Here is a 15552-nt window from a genome sequence, read left to right on the forward strand (position 1 = left end):
GTTCCAGATTTTTGCTTAAATGGCTTCTGTCGTAAAGGCTCTTGATTCTAAAACTTTTAAAATCGCATTCGCTGTGTCAAGTGAGGTAAACAATGGAATCCCATGTTCGACTGCTTCCCGACGGATTGAAAAACCATCTTGGTTGGCACTGGAACGATTTTTATCCATAGTATTGATTACCACTTGTGCATTCCCATTACGAATGACATCCAGCACGGTTTCCCCTTCAGGATTAGAAATTTTCGTCACTTTCTTAACAGGCAACTGATGCTTCGCTAAAAAGTCAGCGGTTCCTTCCGTTGCGGCTAAACTATAGCCAATTGCTGAAAAACGCTTAGCAATTTCTAACGCCTCTTCTTTTGTTTCATCAGCAATGGTGAAAAGTACAGCTCCATAACTTGGCAAATGCAAGCCAGATGCTTCAAAGGCTTTATACAAGGCTTTTTCTAAATAATAATCACTACCCATAACTTCCCCAGTTGATTTCATTTCAGGCCCTAAGTACGTATCTACTTTTTGTAGTTTCGTAAAGGAGAATACAGGGGCTTTCACATGAACTTGTTTACTTTCAGGATATAATCCATCTTGATATCCTAGGTCAGTCAATTTCTCACCAAGAATCGCTTTTGTAGCAACTTGGGCCATCGGAATCCCTGTGATTTTACTTAAGAAAGGAACTGTTCGACTCGCACGAGGATTCACTTCAATCACATAAACACGATTTTCATGAATAACAAATTGAATATTCATCATGCCTACACAGTTTAAACCAAGTGCCAGTTTTTTTGTATAATCGGCAATCGTTGCTTGAATTTCTTGAGAAAGATACTGCGGTGGATAAACCGCCATTGAATCACCAGAATGCACGCCAGCTCGTTCAATATGTTCCATAATCCCTGGAATTAGTACTGTTTCACCATCACAAATGGCATCAACTTCACATTCCTGTCCCAATAAATAGCTATCAACCAAGACAGGATGTTCTGGAGAAGCTTTGACTGCATGTCGCATATAATCTTCCAAATCCTTTTGATTTTCGACAATTTCCATTGCACGACCACCTAAAACATAACTTGGACGCACTAAAACGGGATAGCCGATACGATCAGCAATCACGACTGCTTCTTCTGCACTTGTGGCCGTATCTCCTGGTGGTTGAGGAATCGCTAACTCTTGCAAAGCTTGTTCAAATAAATCACGATTTTCCGCACGATCTAAATCTTCAATCGTTGTTCCAAGAATTTTAACGCCTTGTTTTGTGAGCGGCTCAGCTAAATTAATCGCTGTTTGTCCACCAAATTGGACGATCACGCCAATCGGATTTTCTAAATCAATCACATTCATGACGTCTTCTAAAGTTAATGGCTCAAAGTATAATTTATCAGAAACAGAGAAATCTGTTGAAACTGTTTCAGGATTACTATTCATAATAATTGCTTCATAACCAGCCGCTTGGATCGCTTTGACAGAATGAACCGTTGCATAATCAAACTCGACCCCTTGACCAATGCGAATGGGACCAGAACCTAATACTAGTACAGAAGGCTTTTTCGAAACATTGCTTTCGTTTTCCACTTCATACGTGCTATAAAAATAAGGCGTGTGTGATTCAAACTCTGCAGCACACGTATCCACCATTTTATAGACGGGCACAATTTGATTGGCTCTGCGGAAGTCAGCGATAGCTTGTTCTGTTTGTCCCCAAAGTGCCGCAATTTTCCGATCAGAAAAACCATTTTGTTTGGCTTCTTTCAAGACAGCTACGTTGTCCACGTGACTTTCAAGGGCTGTTTCAATTTCGATAATGTGTAAAAGTTTATCCAAGAAGAATAAATCAATTTTCGTTAAACTTTGTAATTCTTCGATGCTATATCCTCTGCGAATGGCTTCTGATAAGTAGAACAATCGATCATCTTGCGCATGGACTATTTTCTTCGTTAATTCCAGATCACTGACATGACTTAGTTCTGCTAATTCGTTGTGATAAGCACCAATTTCTAAAGAACGCACTGCTTTTAATAAGGATTCTTCAATATTGCGGCCAATTGCCATGACTTCCCCGGTTGCTTTCATTTGCGTTCCTAGTTCTCGAGCACCTTTTTCAAATTTGTCAAAAGGCCAACGAGGAATTTTGGAAACAACATAGTCCAAAGCCGGTTCAAATTCGGCATAAGTGGTTCCAGTAACTGGATTTTTCATTTCATCTAATGTTAAACCAACAGCAATTTTTGCGGCTAACTTCGCAATGGGATACCCTGTGGCTTTACTAGCAAGTGCAGATGAGCGAGAAACACGAGGATTCACTTCTATCACATAATAATTAAAGCTATGCGGATCCAAAGCTAATTGAACATTACAGCCACCTTCAATTTTTAATGCACGAATAATTTTCAAAGACGCATCTCGCAACATTTGGTATTCATAATCTGATAAGGTTTGACTCGGAGCAAAAACAATCGAATCCCCAGTGTGAATGCCGACAGGATCAAAGTTTTCCATGTTACAAACCACAATCGCATTATCAGCCGAATCACGCATCACTTCATATTCAATTTCTTTAAAACCAGCAATACTTTTTTCAATTAAACATTGTGTAACTGGTGATAATTTCAGACCGTTTTCAGCAATTTGGCGGAGTTCTTCTTCCGTATCACACATGCCGCCGCCTGTTCCACCTAAAGTAAATGCGGGACGAACGATAATTGGATAGCCAATTCGTTTGGCAAAAGCCACGGCTTGTTCCACCGTATTGACAATTTCACTTTCTGGAATCGGTTGTTCTAATTCTTCCATCAATTGTTTAAATAAATCACGGTCTTCCGCTTGGTCAATCGCACTGAGCTTTGTTCCTAGCAATTCTACATTTAGCTCATCTAAAATTCCTGATTCCGATAATTCCATCGCCATATTTAATCCAGTTTGACCACCTAATGTTGGTAGAAGAGCATCAGGACGTTCTTTTCGCAAAATTCTTGAAACAAATTCTAAAGTAATCGGTTCAATATAAACATGATCCGCGATTTCTTTATCGGTCATGATGGTCGCTGGATTTGAGTTTACTAAAACAACTTCATACCCTTCTTCTTTTAGCGCTAAACAGGCTTGTGTGCCTGCATAGTCAAATTCTGCTGCTTGTCCAATAATGATTGGTCCTGAACCAATCACCATGATTTTCTTAATGTCCGTTCGTTTTGGCATTAGTTTTGCTCCTTCCATGCATCCATTAATTCCATAAATTCGTCAAATAAATGAAGACCATCGTGCGGTCCTGGAGCCGCATCTGGGTGATATTGCACAGTAAAAGCAGGATAATCTCGATGACGCACGCCTTCAACCGTTCCATCATTGACTTCCACGTGGGTCACAAGTAATTTTTCTGGATCAATTGTTGCTTCATCCACGGCATATCCGTGATTTTGTGAAGTGAAATCAATGCGTCCTGTTGCAATTTCTCGTACAGGATGATTCAAACCGCGATGTCCAAACTTCATCTTATACGTATCCGCACCATTCGCTAATGAAAATAACTGATGACCTAAGCAGATGCCGAAAATTGGAACTTTTCCTTGGATTGTTTGAATCATTTCAATAGCTTCAGGTACATCTTTGGGATCTCCAGGCCCATTTGTCAACATGACACCATCGGGACTTAATTCTAAAATCTCTTCGGCCGTTGTATTATAAGGCAACACAGTTAAGTTGCATTGCCGTTTTGATAATTCTCGCAAAATACTATGTTTCAACCCGAAATCAACGACGACTACATTACGCCCAATACCTGGACTCGGATAAGGCTTAGTGGTGGAGACTTGTGCCACTTGATTTTTCGGCATGACTGTCGCTTTTAATTGATCAAACGCATGCGGCAAATCATCCACGGCATCAATGATGCTCCCTTTCATTGTTCCAGCTGATCGTAATTTACGAGTCAGTGCACGCGTATCAATTCCTGAAATTCCCGGAATCCCTTTGCGCTTTAAAAATTCATCCAAGGTCATTTGTTGACGCCAATTTGAAGCAACCCGCGCATGCTCTTTAACAATGACACCTTTACAGGTTGGTGCAATGGATTCATAATCATCTCGGTTGACCCCGTAATTTCCAACTAATGGATACGTAAAAGTAATCATTTGTCCATTAAAACTTTGGTCAGTAATTGCTTCTTGGTAACCTGTCATGCCAGTAGTAAAAACAACTTCTCCTACTACATTGCCTTCTGCACCAAACGCTTTTCCTTCAAATACTGTTCCGTCTTCTAAAATCAATAACCTTTTCAAACCTACTGCGCCTCCTCCGACCAAGCTAATGCTCCGTCAACAAATGTCATAAGTGTCTTTCCTTTGACTGTCCACCCTGTAAATGGTGTATTGACAGCCATTGATTCAAATGCTTCTGCATCAATTGGTGCAGCTGTTGCTAAGTCAAAAACTGCAATATCTGCTGGTGCACCAATTGTTAGTGTTCCTGCGTTTAATCCAAAAATTTCTGCCGGTTTCTCTGCCATCCAATCAATCACTTGTTCTAATGTGAAAATGCCTGTTTCGACAAAGTTCGTATAAATCAATTGGAAGGCCGTTTCACTACCGACAATACCAAAAGGTGCGTTTAAAAATGATTGTTGTTTTTCTTCTAAACCATGGGGCGCATGGTCGGTAGCAATACAATCAATCGTGCCATCTAACAAACCGTCAATCAATGCTTGTCGATCTGCTAAACCACGTAATGGCGGGTTCATTTTCCAAAACCCTTCGTCACCAGGAATATCCTCATCGACTAAAATTAAATGGTGTGGCGAAACTTCGGCTGTTACGTGAATCCCTGCTTTTTTAGCATCCCGAATAACGCGCACGCTTTCTTCTGTTGAAACATGACAAACATGATAATGAACGCCTGTTTCTTTTGCTAAAGTAATATCCCGAGCAATTTGTGAAGCTTCCGTTGCACTTAAAATCCCTGGTAGGCCTAATTTCTTAGAAACTTCTCCTTCATGCATCACACCACCAAATAATAAAGATTCATCTTCCGTGTGCGCAACAAGTGCCATATCTAATGCAGCCGCTTCTTTCATGGCTAAGTACATCGTTCCTGCCGTTTGGACACCAACACCATCATTCGTAAATGCAAAGGCGCCCGCTTCTTTTAAGGCCTTCTGATTGGTTAAAACTTCACTCCGTAGCTCTTCTGTAATGGGGGCATATTGTAAAACTTTCACGACTGCATCTTTTTGAATTAAGTCGTAAACCTCACTTAATTTTTCAGCCGTATCTGGTACTGGATTCAAATTGGGCATTGCGCAAACCGTAGTAAAACCACCGCGAGCAGCAGCTTTACTACCCGTTTTAATCGTTTCTTTATACGTAAAGCCTGGTTCTCTAAAGTGAACATGCACATCGACCAAGCCTGGCGTGATTAGTTGCCCGTTCGCATCAAACACTTGCTCAAAATCTGCTTCGTCAAACGATTCCCCGATTGCGTGAATCACACCATTTTCTAGCCAAAGTGCTGCCTCAATCAATTGATTCTCTTTTTTGATGATTTTTCCATTCTTAATTAACGTCTTCATTTCTCCACCTAGGCCTTTCCATGTAAAATTGCTTCTAAAATTGCCATGCGCATAAAGACTCCGTTACTCATTTGCGCGACGATTCTTGATTGCAGACTTTCCACTAATTCATCTGCCAGTTCAACATCCCGATTGACTGGCGCTGGATGCATAATAATTGCGTGTTTCTGTAAACGAGTTGCCCGTTCGTTGGTTAAACCATATTCCAAATGATAGCCTTCTTTTGAAAAACTTTCCTTACCATCATGACGTTCGTGCTGCACGCGCAGCAACATCATCACATCGACTTTTTCAACAATTTCATCTAATGGCACATATTGTCCATAGACATCAAACTGATGATCGTACCACTCTTCTGGACCTGAAAAATAAATTTCAGCGCCTAAACGGTTTAATAACTGCATATTTGATTTAGCAACGCGAGAATGTGTAATATCTCCCACAATCGCCACTTTCAAGCCTTCAAATCCACCAAATTCTTCATAAATAGTCATCAGATCCAATAAACATTGTGTAGGGTGTTGTCCACTCCCGTCCCCACCGTTAATAATAGAACATTGAATCGTTTTACTTTGAATCAATTCATCGTAATAATTTTCTTTACCATGACGAATGACTGCTACATCTACACCAATTGCCGACATCGTTAGTACTGTATCGTATAACGTTTCTCCTTTTTGAACAGAACTTCTACTTGCTTCAAACTCAATCACTTCTAAGCCTAATTTTTTCTCAGCTACCTCAAAACTTTTATGTGTTCGAGTACTATTTTCAAAAAACAAGTTTGTTGCAAAATATTGACGTTCTTCTGGGTGCCATTTTGCCCCCTGTTTAAATTCTCCTGCGCGACGGATTAACCCCATGACTTCACGGTCGGTTAAAGCCTCAGCAGTTAAAAGATGTTTTAAACTAATTCGTTCAGATGTAATAATCATTCGTCCAGTCCTCCTACTGTTCTTCGCTACGTGCGTTTTCCGGTAAAATTAAATTCAAAACAATTCCTAAGACGGTTGCTAATGCCATTGAAGACAATTCAAAGGTTCCTACTTTGAAGACTAAGCCACCAATGCCGATGACTAAAATTACTGAAGCAATCAATAAATTCTTTTTCTTATCAAAATTAATCTTATTATCGATTAAGATTTTCAAACCACTTGCGGCAATCACACCGAACAAGACGAAACTAATTCCTGAAATAACTGGTCCTGGGATACTTAGAATCAAGGCACTTAATTTTCCAACAAATCCTAAAGCTACAGCGAACACCGCGGCTCCACCAATCACGAAGACACTGTGTACTCTTGTAATTGCCAGCACGCCGATATTTTCACCATAACTTGTAACTGGCGGTCCACCAACAAAACCTGCTACAATTTGCGCTAAGCCATCTCCCATTAAAGTTTTAGATAAGCCTGGGTCTTGGAAAAAGTTGCGCTTGGTTAATTTATTCAAGACCATTAAATGACCAATATGTTCTGTCATTGTTACAAAAGCAATTGGTGCCATTGTTGTAATGGCATTTAAATACAATTTCGGTTCATACTGAACAAAAGGTACTTCAAAATTCGGTAAAGCAAACCAAGCAGCTTCTTTTATAGGGGTTAAGTCAATAATTCCGAAAGCTAAAGCGACTAGGTACCCACTGACAATTCCCAAAAGAATTGGAATTAATCCTAAGAAGCCTTTGAAAAACATGTTGTAAAAAATGGTTAAGCCTAAAGTAATCAAGGCTACGGCAATATATTTAAAATCATAAACGTTGTTGTTATACATTGCGTTATTTGCGGCATTAGCTGCCAAGCCTAAACCGATAACCATCACGACAGGTCCTACAACGATAGGCGGTAAAATTTTATCCAACCAGTCGGAACCAATTTTTTTAATGATTAATGAAACGATTAGGTATACCAAGCCGGTTGTCATAGCACCTTGGGCAATGGCTGGATAACCATCACTCTTCATTAACATCTGCATCGCTGCAATAAAAGCAAAGCTACTGCCAAGATAGGCGGGGATTTTTCCTTTTGTAGTAATCAGATAGACCATTGTTCCTAATCCTGAACTGACTAACGCAATCCCTGGGTCAATTCCCACTAAGATTGGTACTAAAACCGTTGCACCAAACATCGTAAATAAATGTTGTAAACTTAGGCCAACCCAGTGAAAAGCTTGCGGTCTGTCTTTAATATCTAAGACTGCATCCTCATTTCGAAATTCTTTTTCTGACAACGTTGTTCACTCCTTTTTATTCGTTTCCTTTACTGATCATAATACGATCTGCGCCGTCACGCTCTTCCATTTCCACAATAATTTCCTCAGTTTTTGATGTTGGAATATTTTTTCCTACATAATCGGCACGAATCGGTAATTCCCGATGCCCACGATCTACTAAGACTGCTAAAGAGATTTTTCTCGGACGACCTAAATCCATAACAGCGTCCATCGCAGCACGAATGGTCCGGCCCGTGTACAAGACATCATCTACTAAAATAACTTCTTTACCTTCAATTGAGACTGGTACGTCAGAAGAATGTAATTCAGGTTCCTCCATATCTTTCACATCATCACGATACAAAGTAATATCTAATTCACCAACTGGCACGTCAATATCTTCTAATTGTTTTAAGCGTTCGGCTAGACGTTGTGCAATGTATATCCCACGCGTTTTAATTCCTACTAAAACAATGTCTTGAATTCCTTTGTTTCTTTCAATAATTTCATACGAGATTCGAGTAAGCGCTCGTTTCATTGTGACTGCGTCAACAACTTCTTTCTTTGGCATAATAATTTCCTCCTCATTTCTTTTTTATCTACGTCCTCGCTGTCTTGGGGTCAGCGATTCTTCCTTCAATTGAGCAGCTGAAAAATAAGTGGATTTTTATTGAAATTGTCCTGTTATTTTTTCCAACAAAAAATCCTCCTACCCGTATGAGGATAGGAGGATGTTGGTTACAGTTTAAAAAGGTACAAGGGTACCATGTAGCCCACACAACTTACTAACTAAGCGCACCTAGTGTTCTTTTGCATGATTCCTTCTTAGCCTCACGGGACTAAACTTAAAGGTTACAGTTATTTAGTTATTTTTCTTCTTAAAAAAGAGTTTACCTCTTCTTCAGAAAAAAATCAATGATTATTTCTTAATTGGTGTAAAGTTTTTTCAAAAACTTCTGGTAAAGGTGCTTCAAAGACTAATTGTTCACCTGTAGTAGGATGTGTAAAGCCTAATAACTTCGCATGTAAAAATTGTCCATTGCCAGGCAATGTTTTTTTCGGTCCATATAACGGATCTCCAGCTAATGGATAACCGATATATTTCATGTGAACACGGATTTGATGTGTCCGGCCTGTTTCTAGTTGTAATTCAACTAAGGTAAATGCATCAAAACGCTCTAAAACAGTAAAATGCGTGACTGCTTCTTTACCGCCTTCAATGACCGCTTGCATTTTGCGGTCAACCTTGGAACGACCAATAGGCGCATTTATCTCTCCCTTATCGTGAGGAATAACACCGTGGACCAAGGCAACGTATTTACGTAACGATGTTTTTTCTTTTAGCTGTTTCGCTAATGATTCATGGGCTTGATCATTTTTAGCCACCATCAATAGCCCCGAAGTATCTTTATCAATTCGATGAACAATTCCCGGTCGCACCACATCATTAATCGCCGATAAGTGATCCGCATGATGAAGTAACGCGTTCACTAATGTACCATTGGGATGCCCTGCCGAAGGATGAACAACCATGCCTTGAGGTTTGTTGACGACAATCACATCATTGTCTTCATAAACAATGGTCAAAGGAATATCCTCTGCTACCATATCTAGAACTTCTGGTTCAGGAATTGTTACCACAATTTCATCGCCTGCTGTAACTTTGTAATTTGCGCGGACCGTTTCACCGTTAACTGTTACGTGTTTTTCTTTTAACCATTGTTGAATTTGCGAGCGAGAATGATTGGGTAAATGTTCACTTAATACTTTGTCAATCCGGCCTTTTTCTGTTTGAATCGTTACGTTAATTTGTTCCATTTTTGCCTTCCTTTGCTGCTTTTTCATCTAAAATCAAATAAATAAATATACAAATAACGCCGACCACTAACGTACTATCTGCAACATTAAAAATAGGAAAATTCATAAAATCCGTTTGGAGCATGTCCACCACGTAGCCTAAACGTACACGATCAATAAAATTCCCAATGGCACCTGCTAAGACAAAAGATAAACCTACAGAATACCAGATACTTTTTTTATAATTCTTAATTAATAAATAAATAATCACGACACTAACAATTACTGTGATGACATAAAAGAATATCATCTTTCCTTCTAATAAGCTCCAAGCAGCTCCGGTATTTCTTAAATGGGTCAGCGACAAAAATCCAGGAATGAATTCTTTTGTTTCACCCAAAGAAATGTTTTGGACCGTCAAATATTTGCTCCATTGGTCAAGCCCTACTAATAAAGCACTGATTAAAAAATATACTACTAACAATCGCGTCATTCCTTTTCTCTATGAATACTTGCTAAATCTCTTGGTCGAACAATGCCTACTAACTCACCATTAGGATGGCCACTTTTACTAATAAGCACAGCTTCTAAGCGTGGCTGCTCCCGAAACATTTGTTCAACTTCAAAAACGGTTGCTTCAATTGAAACAAATTGATAGTTGCTGCGTTTATAATTTGATGCCAACAATTCTCGCACCGTTCGGTTGGCAATGTGAACTTCGCCTTTGGTGCTCTCAATGGCAAACCATACACCAATCCCTCGAACCGTGATTAATCCTTTAAATACACCTTTTTCATAAATCGGAAATTGAGAATATTGTTTTTTTGCAATAATCGTTAATAACGTTTCTAAAGAAGTGGTGATTTCAAAAGCTGTAACACGTTTCGCAAATTTAGGCACTACTTTTTCTGGTTTTGTTAAAGCTTGTTCAATCGTTTCAATTCGTTGAACTGCCCATTCGTTTGGCTCTGCAATTACAAAATCATCAGCAATTCGCTCATGAACGATGGCATTTCTTAACTGAGCCATTTGAAGCAAATCCTCTTCAAATTGAGCAATCTGTCCTTTTTCTTTTCGGGAAAGACGTCTTGTCATTTCACTGAATCCCATATTGACAGGATTGTTCAGTCTCTCTCTCATCCACTTTTCAATGCGATTAAAGTGTGCTAAAAATGTATCTGCTCGTTCCCCCATAGTCGTTGCTCCTTATAATAAACTACGCAATAAATTTCCGTCATTATTTTTTATTGAGCTACTTTCAAGTATATACTAAAAATAGGTCTCAGGAAAGAGTGGCTTTAAAAGAGACCGCTCGCTTGACCCGTTTCGTCCACATCCATATTTAACGCAGCAGGAACTTTCGGCAAGCCAGGCATCGTTAAAATGTCACCCGTTAACGCCACGATAAACCCTGCACCGATTTTTGGAACTAGCTCACGAATCGTAATCGTAAATCCTTCTGGCCGTCCTAATTTTTGAGGATCGTCAGAAAGTGAATACTGTGTCTTCGCCATGCAGATTGGTAATTGATCCCAACCATTTTTTGTAAAGTCTGCAATTTGCTTTTGTGCTTTCGGAGAAAAAATCGCCTGTTCCCCGCCGTAAATCGTTTGTACAATGGCTTGAATTTTTTCTTCAATTGTTTGGCGAGGGTTATATAAAGGTTGAAACTGTTTTGTATTGGCTTCAATCTCTGCTACTACTGTTTTCGCTAGATTCGTGCCACCTGCGCCACCTTGCGCCCAAACACTTGTTAACTCGACGGGCACGCCTAACGTTTGGCAGGCTTCTTTCAACAGTTGAATTTCCTTCTCTGTATCCTGTGTAAATTCATTAATTGCAACAACTACTGGTATATCATAACGTCGCATGTTTTGAATATGTTTTTCTAAGTTGGCAAAGCCTTTTTGTAACGCTGGTAAATTTTCTTCTGCTAACTGATCTTTCGCTAAACCGCCATGCATTTTCAACGCGCGAATCGTTGCCACAATCACAACGGCATCGGGTGCTTTTCCTAAAGAAGGTACTTTAATATCTAAAAATTTTTCGCCACCTAAGTCACCACCAAAACCCGCTTCTGTTACGACATAATCCCCTAGATGCAAAGCCGTTTTTGTCGCTAAAATACTGTTACATCCATGAGCGATATTGGCAAAAGGACCACCGTGAACAAAAGCTGGAGTTCCTTCAATCGTTTGAACTAAATTAGGTTTTAAGGCGTCTTTTAATAATAAAGTCAGCGCACCTGCCACGTTTAAATCTTTAACCGTCACCGGCTCTCTTTGGTCATTATAGGCGACAATAATCCGACTTAAGCGTTCTTTTAAGTCCGTTAAATTTTGTGCTAAACAAAGAATCGCCATAATTTCGCTCGCCACAGTAATATCGAAACCGTCTTCTCTTGGTACACCTTGGAAAGGACCGCCTAAACCAACAACGACCTGTCTGAGCGCACGATCATTTAGATCCACTGCCCGTTTCCAAATCACCCGCCGAGAATCAATCTTTAATTCATTTCCTTGCTGTAAATGATTATCTAGTAACGCAGCTAAGGCATTATTGGCTGTCGTAATCGCATGCATATCACCAGTAAAATGCAAATTGATTTCTTCCATTGGTAATACTTGTGCGTAACCGCCACCTGTTGCGCCACCTTTAATCCCCATCACAGGACCTAATGATGGTTCTCTTAGGGCAATAACTGTTTTTTTATTGATTTGATTTAATGCATCTCCTAAACCAATGGTCACGGTTGATTTTCCTTCTCCTGCTGGCGTTGGATTAATCGACGTAACGAGGATTAATTTACCTTCTGGTTTCGCTTCTAAGGATTGAAGCGTTGGAAAATCTATTTTCGCTTTGTATTTCCCATAAAGTTCGAGCGAATCTTCTGAAAGACCGATTGTTTCGGCAATCTCTTGAATAGGTTTTAATGTTGCTGCTTGTGCAATGTTAATATCTGTCTTCATAACGGACCCCTTTTCAATTCTTTATCGTCTTTGTGACACATTGTTTCTTTTAAATTATAGCTTGTATTGAATAGAATGGCTAGAATAACCTTTTTTAAACAACCCAACCATTGACGTTTGGTAGCCTTTTCTCGTATAATGAAAGTGTCTTTACAAATCTAAAAGGAGCGTGAATTGGATGCAAAAAGGAATTGTCAAATGGTTCGATAACAGAAAAGGTTATGGTTTTATCGTTTACAACGAAGAAGATGAGATTTTTGTCCACTTCACTGCTATAGAAGGTGACGGATTCAAATCACTTGATGAGAATCAATCTGTAGAGTTCGAGATAATGGAAGGCAATCGTGGGCTACAAGCAGCACATGTCAAAAAAATAGATAACTAAAAAAGCTGAACCAACAACGCTTTGCTCCAAAAAGTAAGTAAACGTAGCGTTTGTTTCAGCTGATTATTTTAAGATTTTGAGAGTGGGTCACCAGTCGTTTCGACTTATGACTCACTCTTGTTTTTTTCTTCTTTTTTATGAAGGCCCAAAGAATGATCTTCTGCTACCTTCAATTCAGGCTTTTTTACCTTAAGTGCCTCAAGAAATAACGGAATCGTTTTCTTTTTCATTAAAAAGACTTTTGAGCCTTCCTTAAATTCTGAGGAAAAAATTTCGATGCTTTTTTCATTGTAGGTTACTTTTTCTATCTGAGAAAGCGGAAGTGCTTTTTTGCGAAACCACAAAACATCTCTGACAATTAAAGATGTTTCTGTCATATTAAAAGACCGCGCAATTCCTAGATAAGCAAACACAAAAAATGGAACCATCACCAGATTACTAATCAAGTAAGGACCATTATTTTCCAATGCTAAAATTAAACTAATAAATAATATACAAAATGTGCAAGACCAGTAAATAATTGTTGATGCTAATTCTGGCTGCCAATAAAATTTCTGTTTTTTCATAAAGTGCCCTCACTACTTCTGGATCAACGCCGCTAAATTTAAATATGTTATAATAGTAACATACTTTTTTTAAGAACAAAAAGAAATTAGGAGTAATTTTATGTTAAGAATTTATGTAGATGCGGCAACAAAAGGCAATCCAGGTGAATCTGGCGGCGGTATCGTTTACCTCACCGACCAATCGCGGCAACAATTGCATGTGCCTTTAGGCATTGTTAGTAATCACGAAGCCGAATTTAAAGTGCTGATTGAAGCTTTAAAACAAGCGATTGCCAATGAAGACAATCAACAAACCGTTCTTCTCCACTCAGATAGTAAAATTGTTGTCCAAACAATTGAAAAAAACTATGCTAAAAATGAAAAGTACCAGCCTTATTTAGCAGAATATCAACAACTAGAAAAGAATTTTCCTTTGCTCTTAATCAAATGGCTACCTGAAAGTCAAAACAAAGCGGCCGATATGCTCGCACGGCAAGCATTACAAAAATTTTATCCCAATAAAAAGTAGCACTGTCTACTTAATGCTTTTCCTTTATTAATTTGATAATTAAACACGTGGAGCAAAAATCCCTAGTGATTTTTGCTCCACGTTTAAAAACAGATAAACGGTTCTGTCTCGACTTCTTCTTATAGCCACTTATTCTTTTGTCGTTATTTCCGCAAATTGTCCATTGGTTAGCGAAAGGATTGCTTCAGGAGCTAATTCAATTTGCATGCCACGTTTGCCTGCAGAAACAATAATTGCAGAATATTGTTGAGCTTCTTCAGCCAAATAGGTGGGAAATTGTTTTTTCATCCCAATTGGTGAACAGCCCCCACGAATATAGCCTGTGGTTGCTTCTAAATCTTTTAAGTGAAGCATTTCTACCTTTTTGTTGCCACTAGCTTTCGCTAATTTTTTCAAATCTAATTCTTGATTACCAGGAATGACAGCCACGACTGGACCTGTTTTATTACCTACTGTAACCAAGGTTTTAAAAATTCGTCCTTTTTCAATACCTAAACTTTCAGCGACACTTTCTGCACTTAAATGATCTTCACTCCAAGCGAATTCATATTCTTTATATGGTACTTTATGTTGTTCCACCATGCGCATCGCATTCGTTTTTTGTTGTGTTTTTTTCTTTGCCACTTTTTTCACCTTCTGAATCACTTGTTTTGTTCGAATGTCTTTAAATAATTTCTTAATACTTGTACGGATAGTTGGCCTGGTGCAGACGCTTGCTGGGCTGAGCCAAAAGTTAGTGCCGACCCGAACAGTTGACCTGTTACGCGACTAATCATCCCTAACTGTCCCATTGACATAGTAACGATTGGGACGGATGCATAATGGGTGTACATTTCATTGGTTGCTGAAAGTAACGTAAGTACATCTGTCGCATCTCGTGGCATCACAGCTATTTTACAAATATCCGCCTGACGCATTTGCATTTGGCGTAACCGCGCGACAATCTCCTCTTGCGACGGTGTTTTCTGAAAGTCGTGATTACAGAGAACAATTTTAATCCCCGCCTTTTTAGCTTCGTGAATTAACGTATCTGCCGCCAGCGGATTCGCAAATAATTCAATATCTAATAAATCCAACGCACCCTTTTTCACTAATTCATGATACAAAGCAAAATAATTTTCCTCAGAAAAAGCCATTTCGCCGCCTTCTTTTTGTGTACGAAAAGTTAACAATAACGGTTTTTGCCCCAACCGTTCCATTACTTGTTGTGAAAGATTACATACATCGGAAAAATCAGCGACATTTTCATAATAGTCTAAACGCCATTCCACCAAATCACAATCTAGTGTTTGGCTCGCCGTTGCTTCGGCCAAAATATCCTCGGCTGTTGGAGCAACAATGGGCACCACAATTTTGGGATTCCCTTCACCTATTCGCACATTTTTGACTATAACTGGCTTCACAGTTCCACCTAACTTCCTCGTTTGTTTTTCTCTCTTCATATCATACCATTTCTATTCTTTTTTGCAATTTAAAGAGCTACAAAGACACCTAGAATTAGGAATTTCCTAACACTAAATGCCTTTGTTTGGGTTATTTAACTCTTTCTGTTG

Annotated in this window: 15 protein-coding genes; 2 read left to right on the top strand and 13 right to left on the bottom strand. The window is 39.1% G+C overall.

Annotation, left to right across the window (positions count from 1 at the left end):
• Positions 1 to 15 precede the first annotated feature (15 nt).
• The 10 genes from carB to IGL17_RS07465 form a co-directional block, all read right to left on the bottom strand.
• Entirely contained in the window at positions 16 to 3198 is a 3183-nt protein-coding gene (gene carB, locus IGL17_RS07420) for a carbamoyl-phosphate synthase large subunit (protein WP_025193363.1), read from the bottom strand.
• Entirely contained in the window at positions 3198 to 4277 is a 1080-nt protein-coding gene (locus IGL17_RS07425) for a carbamoyl phosphate synthase small subunit (RefSeq protein WP_025190545.1), read from the bottom strand. The genes carB and IGL17_RS07425 overlap by 1 nt, the downstream gene beginning before the upstream one ends.
• A gap of 2 nt (positions 4278 to 4279) precedes the next feature.
• Complete coding sequence (locus IGL17_RS07430; RefSeq protein ID WP_016618342.1) at positions 4280 to 5563, bottom strand: dihydroorotase; 1284 nt, start codon at positions 5561 to 5563, stop codon at positions 4280 to 4282.
• 8 nt (positions 5564 to 5571) lie between these two features.
• On the bottom strand, positions 5572 to 6498 hold the full coding sequence (locus tag IGL17_RS07435) for an aspartate carbamoyltransferase catalytic subunit (protein ID WP_002357411.1): 927 nt from the start codon (positions 6496 to 6498) through the stop codon (positions 5572 to 5574).
• A gap of 13 nt (positions 6499 to 6511) precedes the next feature.
• A complete protein-coding gene (locus IGL17_RS07440) occupies positions 6512 to 7792 on the bottom strand; it encodes a solute carrier family 23 protein (protein ID WP_002357410.1) in 1281 nt (426 codons plus the stop codon).
• Between the two features lie 16 nt (positions 7793 to 7808).
• Positions 7809 to 8348: a bifunctional pyr operon transcriptional regulator/uracil phosphoribosyltransferase PyrR gene (gene pyrR / locus IGL17_RS07445; protein ID WP_301280621.1), complete on the bottom strand. Its 540-nt coding sequence runs from the start codon at positions 8346 to 8348 to the stop codon at positions 7809 to 7811.
• 338 nt (positions 8349 to 8686) lie between these two features.
• The gene (locus tag IGL17_RS07450; protein WP_002371061.1) at positions 8687 to 9592 is read right to left on the bottom strand and encodes an RluA family pseudouridine synthase; all 906 of its coding nucleotides are present in this window, start codon (positions 9590 to 9592) and stop codon (positions 8687 to 8689) included.
• The gene (lspA, locus tag IGL17_RS07455; RefSeq protein WP_002360174.1) at positions 9579 to 10055 is read right to left on the bottom strand and encodes a signal peptidase II; all 477 of its coding nucleotides are present in this window, start codon (positions 10053 to 10055) and stop codon (positions 9579 to 9581) included. Before lspA ends, IGL17_RS07450 begins: the two co-directional genes overlap by 14 nt.
• 5 nt (positions 10056 to 10060) lie before the next feature.
• Positions 10061 to 10765 carry a CBS domain-containing protein gene (locus IGL17_RS07460; RefSeq protein ID WP_002360173.1) on the bottom strand — a complete coding sequence of 235 codons (705 nt, stop codon included), beginning with the start codon at positions 10763 to 10765 and terminating at the stop codon, positions 10061 to 10063.
• Between the two features lie 104 nt (positions 10766 to 10869).
• Positions 10870 to 12540, bottom strand: a complete 1671-nt coding sequence (locus tag IGL17_RS07465) for a formate--tetrahydrofolate ligase (RefSeq protein WP_010828819.1) — start codon at positions 12538 to 12540, stop codon at positions 10870 to 10872.
• Positions 12541 to 12718: 178 nt separating this feature from the next.
• Here IGL17_RS07465 and IGL17_RS07470 point away from each other — a divergent pair, with 178 nt between their 5' ends.
• Positions 12719 to 12925, top strand: a complete 207-nt coding sequence (locus IGL17_RS07470) for a cold-shock protein (RefSeq protein ID WP_002357404.1) — start codon at positions 12719 to 12721, stop codon at positions 12923 to 12925.
• 104 nt (positions 12926 to 13029) lie between these two features.
• On the opposite strand, the gene IGL17_RS07475 is transcribed toward IGL17_RS07470, so the two are convergent.
• On the bottom strand, positions 13030 to 13491 hold the full coding sequence (locus tag IGL17_RS07475; protein ID WP_002357403.1) for an EbsA family protein: 462 nt from the start codon (positions 13489 to 13491) through the stop codon (positions 13030 to 13032).
• A 100-nt stretch (positions 13492 to 13591) separates the two neighbouring features.
• Here IGL17_RS07475 and IGL17_RS07480 point away from each other — a divergent pair, with 100 nt between their 5' ends.
• Positions 13592 to 13999: a ribonuclease HI family protein gene (locus IGL17_RS07480; protein WP_002357402.1), complete on the top strand. Its 408-nt coding sequence runs from the start codon at positions 13592 to 13594 to the stop codon at positions 13997 to 13999.
• 129 nt (positions 14000 to 14128) lie between these two features.
• On the opposite strand, the gene ybaK is transcribed toward IGL17_RS07480, so the two are convergent.
• Together ybaK and aroD are read right to left on the bottom strand one after the other, a co-directional pair.
• Positions 14129 to 14644 (bottom strand): Cys-tRNA(Pro) deacylase, encoded by a 516-nt coding sequence (gene ybaK / locus IGL17_RS07485; protein ID WP_002382387.1) that lies wholly within the window; start codon positions 14642 to 14644, stop codon positions 14129 to 14131.
• A complete protein-coding gene (aroD, locus tag IGL17_RS07490) occupies positions 14641 to 15402 on the bottom strand; it encodes a type I 3-dehydroquinate dehydratase (RefSeq protein WP_010820865.1) in 762 nt (253 codons plus the stop codon). Before aroD ends, ybaK begins: the two co-directional genes overlap by 4 nt.
• Positions 15403 to 15552 lie beyond the last annotated feature (150 nt).

This window comes from Enterococcus sp. AZ088 (assembly GCF_051714845.1).
GTDB lineage: Bacteria > Bacillota > Bacilli > Lactobacillales > Enterococcaceae > Enterococcus > Enterococcus faecalis.

What these genes read in the sequence shown, in the direction of transcription:
- carB (WP_025193363.1), bottom strand. Translation starts at nt 3,198, where the DNA reads ATGCCAAAACGAACGGACATTAAGAAAATCATGGTGATTGGTTCAGGA.
- IGL17_RS07450 (WP_002371061.1), bottom strand. Translation starts at nt 9,592, where the DNA reads ATGGAACAAATTAACGTAACGATTCAAACAGAAAAAGGCCGGATTGAC.
- IGL17_RS07460 (WP_002360173.1), bottom strand. Translation starts at nt 10,765, where the DNA reads ATGGGGGAACGAGCAGATACATTTTTAGCACACTTTAATCGCATTGAA.
- IGL17_RS07430 (WP_016618342.1), bottom strand. Translation starts at nt 5,563, where the DNA reads ATGAAGACGTTAATTAAGAATGGAAAAATCATCAAAAAAGAGAATCAA.
- IGL17_RS07465 (WP_010828819.1), bottom strand. Translation starts at nt 12,540, where the DNA reads ATGAAGACAGATATTAACATTGCACAAGCAGCAACATTAAAACCTATT.
- IGL17_RS07480 (WP_002357402.1), top strand. Translation starts at nt 13,592, where the DNA reads ATGTTAAGAATTTATGTAGATGCGGCAACAAAAGGCAATCCAGGTGAA.
- IGL17_RS07470 (WP_002357404.1), top strand. Translation starts at nt 12,719, where the DNA reads ATGCAAAAAGGAATTGTCAAATGGTTCGATAACAGAAAAGGTTATGGT.
- IGL17_RS07435 (WP_002357411.1), bottom strand. Translation starts at nt 6,498, where the DNA reads ATGATTATTACATCTGAACGAATTAGTTTAAAACATCTTTTAACTGCT.
- IGL17_RS07475 (WP_002357403.1), bottom strand. Translation starts at nt 13,491, where the DNA reads ATGAAAAAACAGAAATTTTATTGGCAGCCAGAATTAGCATCAACAATT.